Source organism: Legionella tunisiensis (assembly GCF_000308315.1).
GTDB lineage: Bacteria > Pseudomonadota > Gammaproteobacteria > Legionellales > Legionellaceae > Tatlockia > Tatlockia tunisiensis.
Genome location: NZ_CALJ01000065.1, coordinates 1 through 8,365, shown reverse-complemented (window position 1 = coordinate 8,365; position 8,365 = coordinate 1). Strand labels below are relative to the sequence as shown.

Sequence of the window (8,365 nt, the reverse complement as noted above, 5' to 3'; positions counted from 1 at the left end):
ATCCCTTCCTTTACCTTAATGGTGAATCAACACCGTAATAACTTCGTATAGCATACATTATACGAAGTTATACGATTGTTCTTCATCGAATCAAAGTAAACTCATCGACCTGAATGGCATCCCAACGCGCCCGTTCAACAGCGACAATTGCATCCATGTCTTCCTGAGATAACTCACCTTTACTCACTTTCTCGACTAATTTTTCTTTCAAGGCGCCAAATTTAAAACGTCTAAGATCACCAATCTTTTTGAAAAGCGCCTCATGTTTGATGATAAGCTGTAAAGCGTCCTCCATCCTGTCGACAGGCTGTTTCGGATCGCCACAAAGATAGATAGATTTCATCATTTGCTCACGATAATGGTTATTTTGCATCATTAATTTTGCCAATTGATGATCCAGCTTATCACTTGGATAGTGCATTGTTTGCCCAAAAGGAAAGGCCAGCAAACGGACTAACAAACCCAGTGGGCGGGAAGGAAAATTTTGGCAAAAGGCAATCATGGCTCTTTGCGCATGATAGAAGCAATAAGAAACAGCCCATTTTGCATGTACTTTTTCATCAGCATGTGCTTCATTTTTCTGATAATAACGCAATGCTGCCATAGCAAGATAAAGATAAGACATGCCATCTGCCAGTCTTGCTGACAAACGTTCTTTTCGTTTTAATTCACCACCTAAATAAATTAATGATAAATCAGCCAACCAGGCATAAGCATGACTTAAGCGAGCGAGTCGTTGGTATTCTCTCTTTAAACCATTTGCCGGCGCAGAGATAAAAATACCACTTGTCCAAGCTGAACAAATTGTTTTGGCAAAGTTGCGCATAAAATAGTGAATATGCTGCCAAATTAAAGAACGAAAGGTTGTTTTGTCTTCTTGCGAAATAGCATAAAATTCATCGCGTACAAAGGGATGACAGGCCATTGACCCTTGTCCGAAAATCAGCAAATTACGCGACATAATATTCGCACCTTCTACAGTTATAGAAACCGGCACCCCTAGGTAATAACCAGTCAAATAATTACGTGGGCCAACCACGACCGAACGACCTGCATGAACATCCATAGCATTATTAACCGCTATACGAGCAAGTTCTGTATTAAAATATTTCGTGATTGCTGAAGCAACAGAAGGTTTTTTATGCTCATTGACCGCAGCAACCGTCATTAAGCGATTGGCGTTGATTAAGTAATTTAACCCAGCAATTTCCGCAAGCTTTTCCTCTACGCCTTCAAATTGACCAATTTCAACATTAAACTGACGACGTATTCTGGCAAAAGCACCCGTGGTTAAATAAGCGACTGACGATGATGCCGCCCCTAATGCAGGCAGAGAAATTGAACGGCCAATTGATAGACATTCAACGAGCATTTGCCACCCATGACCAGCATTTTTTGACCACCAATAATCGTTGTTATTGGTACAAAAATATTTTCTCCACGGATAGTACCATTCATAAAGGGCTGATCAGCAGGCAAATGACGATTGCCTATTTCAAGATTTTCGGTATTTCTGGGAATCAATAAACAGGTAATTCCCTCTGTTCCCTCGCCCTTCAACAAACCGTCCGGATCTTTTAAATTCACTGCCAGTCCTATCAATGTCGCAATAGGTGCAAGGGTAATCCAGCGTTTATTCAAATTAATCTTCAGGCCCAAAACCATTTTGCCATCAATTTTCTTTTTAACTACCACCGCTTCGGACTGAATAGAAGTCGCATCACTACCGGCTCCAGGTTCGGTAAGCGCAAAACAGGGTATATCCATTCCTTTAGCAAGATTAGGTAAATATTGCTCTTTTTGCTCCTTGGTGCCGTAATAATTAAGTAACTCACCTGGGCCTAAGGAATTAGGTACCATGACAGTCACTGCAGCGACACCTGAACGACTGGCAATTTTCATAACGACATCAGAATGAGCACGTGCAGAAAAACCCTTACCACCATATTCCTTGGGAATTACTAACCCTAAAAACCCTTTCTCTTTAATGTATTTCCAAACATTCTCCGGCAAATCACCTGCCTGGCTTACTTTCCATTCTTCAATCATGCCGCATAGGGTTTGTGTTTCATTATCAAGAAAAGCTTGCTCCTCTTCGCTCAGCGCTGAAGAAATATTGGCTAACCTATCCCAATCAGGTGAACCAGTAAAAATATCTTGCTCCAACCAAGTATCGCCAGCATTTAAAGCTTCTTCTTCTGTTTTAGTAAGCTTGGGAATTGATTTGCCTACTCGATCAAAAAGAAAATCACTGATGGCAAAACGGACATGTTCGACATGAATGATTGTGACAGCGACGATAATTGCTAACCAGACTAATAAACCAGCAAGCCAAGGCATGCAAAATACAAAGGTCGTAAGGATCAAATAAACGGCACTACCTATTTCCCAAATTAAAGCCTTCATGCCGTGATAGAGCACCACCAAGGTGAATATCAAATAAATAACAAACAAAAGTGTAGCCATATCAATCCCTTCCTTTACCTTAATGGTGAATCATCACACGGATTAATTGAAGTAAATCCTAGTATATACCTGTCTTTAATCATTTTTGCGAGTCATCCACGCCAGGGAAAAGATCATCGTAAAGAGCAACTTATTTTTTAATGAACAAATGGTTTGACGAGACTCCACCAATATTTTTATTCCACGCGAACAACTTGCTTATCTCGCTTTGCTGCCGTATCGTCTTGCGTTAGATTGTTATTTTTTGTTGATAGCCATGAGCAAGCGTTTGGTGTGGAATTTCGAAATTAGTAACGATAATTTACTCGATAAATTTCCTTTGGTGGAAAGAGATGAATTCCGTTGGGAAGCACGTTTTTTCTGGCCAGATGATACGATTATTACGCTAAATGGCTTGGATGAACGTTTTCTTCTCTTATCTAATTATCAGGTCAAACACCGCCAAGATTGTTATTTGCTCTTACCCAAATGTAATTACAACATTAAACGGAGACGCTCTGAACTACTCTACAAACCCCTCATAGAAAAAAGACCTTTTGCGGGTATAGCAAGAAAATTAATCTTAATGAGTACCCTTCTGACGCAATATTACCGGGCAGCGATAATCTTCTCGCTGCTGACTTACTCAACAAACTACATGCTCAGAGCCAGGAAATTGCGGTAACAAAAGAGGCTTTGGTATACAAACTAAGCACTGATCCGACCATTAAGCTCGAATTAGCACGTCTAGAATTAAATGCAAGAGTCTTTTTGAGTGCCTGCATTGAAGGGCATTCGCAATTGTTAGTCACAAAGATAGCGAACCACTTGCTGAGAGGTCAGATTTCTTGCGACTATGTCAGTTTCCTTCAACAAACTTTAGCGTCATGATAAAAGAGCTGCTGGCTATCATTTACAGTTTTGGCAAGATTGGCTTCATTTCACTAGGCGGCGGCAATTCGATGCTGAAATTACTGGAATACGAAGCAGTCAATTATCGCCAATGGATTAGCCCGGAAGAGTTTGTTGCCATGATTGGTTCAAGTTTTCTTTTTCCTGGTTTAACTGCAGTTAAATTATCCGCTCTAATTGGTTATAAAGCGGCAGGCATGACGGGTTTAATTCTAGCAGTCGCTTGTTTGAATTTGCCTGGCTTAATTATGGCTGTCATCGGTTACCAATTACTCAGTAGTCATAATAGCCCCATAACACGTAAAATCATGATTGCCGTACAGTATGGTGCATTAGCGTTACTTGCTGCCGCTTCTTTTTCAGTTGCCCAGGGTGTTATCGGCATCTATTTTTCCTGGCCTATAACACTTGTCTCTATTCTGTTTTTTGCAGCACTCATCTATTTCCCTTTATCACCCTTTTGGGGATTCCTTGCTTTTATTGGCATTTGTTTTTTATTGTCCGTTAAAAGTTAAACGTACAGAAGCCGGCATAAACTTAACAAGCGCTCCCATAAGAGCGCTTGCCTTCGATAAGGCTGATCAACTACCCTAGCGTTATTACCGTGTATGCTTTTGGGGAGCCTGGTTTGAGTATTGATTTAGATAACCCGGAATACTATATCAACCGTGAATTTACCGCACTTGCATTTAATGAGCGCGTACTACAACTTGCAAAAGATGAACGCGTACCATTGCTTGAACGCATGCGTTTCCTTTGCATTTGTAGCGGCAATCTGGACGAATTTTTTGAAATACGGGTTGCTGGTTTAAAAGAGAAAATTGCCTTATCGTCAAGAAAACTCAACATTGACGGTTTACGGCCCGATGAAATTTTTACTCAATTAAGCAAGAAAGTTCATTTGCTCACTGATGAACTTTATGACATCTTCAATAAAGAATTACTTCCAGGGATGAAGAAAGAAAATATTCATTTTCTCGCTACCGAAGATTGGACGGAAGACATTCATCTCTGGGCAAAACATTATTTCAAAAATGAAATTTTACCCATAGTGAGTCCTATAGCACTTGACTTAGCACATCCATTTCCACGTTTATTCAATAAAAGTTTGAATTTTATTATCTCGTTACGTGGTAAAGACGCCTTTGACCGTAGCATTGATTACGCTGTGGTGCATGCGCCACGCTCTTTACCTAGAATGATTCATCTGCCATCAGAACTTTGTACAACTGGCGGCAATTATTTTGTCTATTTGGCATCAATTATTCAGACTCATATCCACAGCCTGTTTCCTGGAATGGAAATAAACGGTTGCTACCCTTTCCGTCTGACTCGCAATAGCGATCTGTTTTTACGAGAAGAGGAAATAGAGGATTTGGCTGTTGCGGTTCAACGCGAACTTTTCTCACGACACTATGGACATGTGGTTCGACTTGAAGTTGATAAACAATGTCCGGCAAATATTGTTGATTTTCTATTGCAAAAACACCATTTGCATCATGAAGACACTTATCACAGTGATGGACCTGTAAACCTGCAACGTTATTACAGTGCGATTAACCGGGTGGATCGACCGGATTTAAACTACCCGCCACTGATCGTACAGTATCCCGAATTTATTCACGAAAAACGCAATTTATTCAATGTATTAGATGAACAGGATATTCTACTTCATCATCCTTATCAGAGCTATGGTGTAGTGATTGATTTTATTCACCAGGCCGCTGCAGATCCCAATGTTTTGGCGATCAAGCAAACCCTTTACCGCACTCATTCTGAATCAGTGATGGTTAAAGCGTTGATAGAAGCAGCTCGCTCTGGTAAAGAAGTCACGGCAGTTGTTGAGCTTCGCGCGCGCTTTGATGAAGAATCAAACTTAAAACTTGCTAATCATTTACATGAAGCAGGCGTACTGGTTCTTTATGGTGTAATGGGTTATAAAACTCACGCCAAAATGACGCTTGTTGTGCGCAGAACTCATGGAAAATTAAAGCGCTATGTCCATCTAGGTACTGGTAATTATCACGAACAAACCGCGAAACGCTATACGGATCTCGGCTTATTAACAAGTGAACCGACTATTACAGCCGACACACAAATTATTTTCCAGCAACTCACGGGTCTTGGAAAAACTGTAAAACTTAAAGCCTTGTGTCATTCTCCCTTTACCTTACAAAAAATCTCTTACAGTTGATAGAAGAATGTAGCCAAAGTGCTCGCGAAGGCAATGAGGCCGAGATCAACATTAAGGTCAATGGGTTAACTGACAAAACCATGATTCAAGCACTTTATCGCGCCTCTCAAGCTGGTGTGAAAATTAATCTTTTGGTGCGTAGTGTTTGTTGCCTTAAACCCGGTATTCCAGGGGTATCTGATAATATCCGCGTCATTTCAATTGTAGGTCGCTTCCTGGAGCATCACCGCGTTTACCATTTTCGTACACACAATGCAGAGCATTACTATTGTTCCAGTGCCGATTTGATGGAACGTAATTTGTATAATCGCATTGAAATTATGTTTCCTATTCTTGATGAGGACTGTCGGAAACGCATCAAACAAGAAATTTTTAAAAATTATTTGCGCGACAATTGTAATGCCTGGGAGATGCAGGCCGATGGTAGTTATAAACCAATGACTAATGGTAATTACTGTGCTCAAGATAAATTGCTACAACTCTATGCGAAAACGGGTGATTAGCTCACCACAGTAACGCATAGTCGAATTAAATTAAAAGCGTTTTACTTGCTTTTCCCGGTTCTTCTCGCGCCAAACGAGGAACCAGATAACCCGGTAATTGCTGTTGTAATTGTCTATAAATTGCCAAAGCGGTTGTTTGAGGTAGATCAAAATGCGCCGCTCCCGCTACGGGATCTAGCAAATGTAAATAGTAAGGCATCACTCCACATTCAAAGAGGCGCTCACTTAATTCCGCCAAAATACTTGGTTCATCATTAATGCCTTTAAGAAGAACAGATTGATTAAGCAAATGACAATCAGCCTGGCGCAAAGCGACGCAGATATCTGCAACCTGTTCATCAAGTTCTTGCGCATGATTACTATGTAAAACAATGACTTTACGTAATCGGGTTTCCTTAAGTAATTTTAATAGATCCTTATTAACCCGTTCTGGCAAAACAACTGGGATACGCGTATGAAAACGAAGCGTTTGTAGATGGGGAATAGTTTCTAATTGCTGTATCAACTCAGCCAATACTGCGTCAGCAGCCAATAGCGGATCGCCACCACTCAAAATAACTTCCTGAATGCTAGTATCAGCACGAACATAATCAAACACCGGCTGCCAACCACCACGCCCCGGATTATTATCTTGATAAGGAAAATGACGCCGAAAACAGTAGCGGCAATTAATAGCACAGGTTCCTGTTAAGGTTAACAATACTCGCCCCTGATATTTGTGTAAAAGACCTGCAAGTGGATTATCTTTACTTTCACTCAGAGGGTCAGCAACATAACCATCAATAACAGACAACTCATCTTCAACAGCAAGTACTTGCAAAAGAAGCGGATCGCGGGGATTGCCGCGTTGCATACGTGCAGCAAAGCCACGTGGGACCCTGGTTTTAAATTGTTTATCAGCAGCAACACTACCTAAACCAGATGGTAGGGCTAAAAATTCAAGCAATTCATTGACGGAGGCGAAGCCTTGCGCCAGAATCTTCTGCCAACTTATAGAGTAATCTCGCATTAATTGTACAAAATTGATAAACTGCCAACTCTAACCAAATTGCAACAAAATCTCAACAGTGGAGCACTGATGGCAATCTACAGTACCAATGAATTTAAAAATGGTTTAAAAGTTATGGTTGATAATGCACCTTGCAGCATTGTCGATTGCGAATTTGTTAAACCAGGCAAAGGACAGGCGTTTACACGTGTGAAAATCCGGAATCTGAAAACAGGGCGCGTCGTTGAACGTACTTACAAAACCGGTGAAACACTCCCTTCAGCCGATGTTGCTGATGTCGAAATGCAGTATTTATATACCGATGGTGAACTATGGCATTTTATGGTTCCTGACAACTTTGAACAATATGCCGTAACTTCTGAAGCCTTAGCTGATGCGGTACAGTGGTTAAAAGAACAGGATCTTTGTGTGGTTACCTTATGGAACAATGAACCCATCCAGGTTACCCCCCTAACTTTGTTATTCTTGCAATCACAGAAACCGATCCTGGTCTTAAAGGCGATACTTCGGGCGGCGGCGGCAAACCGGCAACACTGGAAACAGGTGCCGTGGTACGTGTTCCTTTATTCGTACAAACGGGTGAGCTGATTAAAGTCGATACCCGAAAAGGTGAATACGTATCTCGCGCAAAAGAATAATGATTTTCTAGTAGCTGCGGGTGATAAACAATCTATATCTTGCAGCTTACTCTCTCTGTCAAGACATGTACCTCAATTGATAGAATAACTGTCAAATTTTTGCAGCCATCTTCGTTTCTTTAACAACATACTTTAATATTTGCCGGGCAATATCCCCTCCTGTTGCCAATTCCATTCCTTTAAATCCTGGCGAAGAATTAGCTTCACAAATTTTAAAACCTTGAGTATCAAACAACAAATCGATACCTGCAATTTGTAAATTAAATAACCCGGCACAAGCTATCGCTAGTTTCTCTATTTCAGGAGTAAGGGGGAAGGGGGAAACTTCACCTCCGAGAGAATAATTAGCCTTGAAGCTATTCTTAGCCGTACGCTTCATACAACCAATTACCTTTGTACCTAGTACAAAAATGCGTAAATCACGCCCATAACTACTGGCAACAAACTCTTGTAAAATCATCTGATGATCGCCGCTATGAGTACCAATAAGCTCCATCAAATCTCTAAAGCTCTCTGCTGTTTCGCATAAGTGAATTCCAATGCCGCGTGCACCGGAAATATTCTTAATCACCAAAGGAAAACCAATTTCACGCTCAACAAGAGCGATAGGGACTGGAAATTTAACCAACATAGTTTTCGGAAAGGGTAAATCGCTTTGCGCAAA

At 40.9% G+C, this 8,365-nt stretch carries 6 protein-coding genes and 2 pseudogenes; 4 read left to right on the top strand and 4 right to left on the bottom strand.

From position 1 onward, the window contains the following. Positions 1 to 82 precede the first annotated feature (82 nt). Together BN58_RS32920 and BN58_RS32915 are read right to left on the bottom strand one after the other, a co-directional pair. Entirely contained in the window at positions 83 to 1,372 is a 1,290-nt protein-coding gene (locus BN58_RS32920; protein WP_232220363.1) for an acyl-CoA dehydrogenase domain-containing protein, read from the bottom strand. Beyond that, positions 1,321 to 2,466, bottom strand: a complete 1,146-nt coding sequence (locus tag BN58_RS32915) for an acyl-CoA dehydrogenase family protein (RefSeq protein ID WP_232220362.1) — start codon at positions 2,464 to 2,466, stop codon at positions 1,321 to 1,323. Before BN58_RS32915 ends, BN58_RS32920 begins: the two co-directional genes overlap by 52 nt. Positions 2,467 to 2,722: 256 nt before the next feature. Between BN58_RS32915 and BN58_RS22350 the strand changes: the two genes are divergently transcribed. The 3 genes and pseudogenes from BN58_RS22350 (at position 2,723) to ppk1 (ending at position 6,054) form a co-directional block, all read left to right on the top strand. Beyond that, positions 2,723 to 3,130: a hypothetical protein gene (locus tag BN58_RS22350; RefSeq protein WP_232220361.1), complete on the top strand. Its 408-nt coding sequence runs from the start codon at positions 2,723 to 2,725 to the stop codon at positions 3,128 to 3,130. 202 nt (positions 3,131 to 3,332) lie between these two features. Further along, entirely contained in the window at positions 3,333 to 3,872 is a 540-nt protein-coding gene (locus BN58_RS05360) for a chromate transporter (RefSeq protein WP_019215968.1), read from the top strand. 113 nt (positions 3,873 to 3,985) lie between these two features. Next, positions 3,986 to 6,054: pseudogene (gene ppk1 / locus BN58_RS22345) on the top strand (polyphosphate kinase 1). Positions 6,055 to 6,079: 25 nt separating this feature from the next. Here the strand turns inward: ppk1 and epmB are convergent. Then, positions 6,080 to 7,063 (bottom strand): EF-P beta-lysylation protein EpmB, encoded by a 984-nt coding sequence (gene epmB, locus BN58_RS05350; RefSeq protein WP_019215967.1) that lies wholly within the window; start codon positions 7,061 to 7,063, stop codon positions 6,080 to 6,082. A gap of 69 nt (positions 7,064 to 7,132) precedes the next feature. On the opposite strand from epmB, the pseudogene efp reads away from it, so the two are divergent. Beyond that, a pseudogene (gene efp, locus BN58_RS22340) lies at positions 7,133 to 7,701 on the top strand (elongation factor P). 91 nt (positions 7,702 to 7,792) lie between these two features. Here efp and BN58_RS05340 read toward each other — a convergent pair. Continuing rightward, positions 7,793 to 8,365, bottom strand: a 573-nt coding sequence (locus BN58_RS05340; protein ID WP_019215966.1) for an ATP-grasp domain-containing protein, incomplete at its 5' end; no start/stop codon positions are given.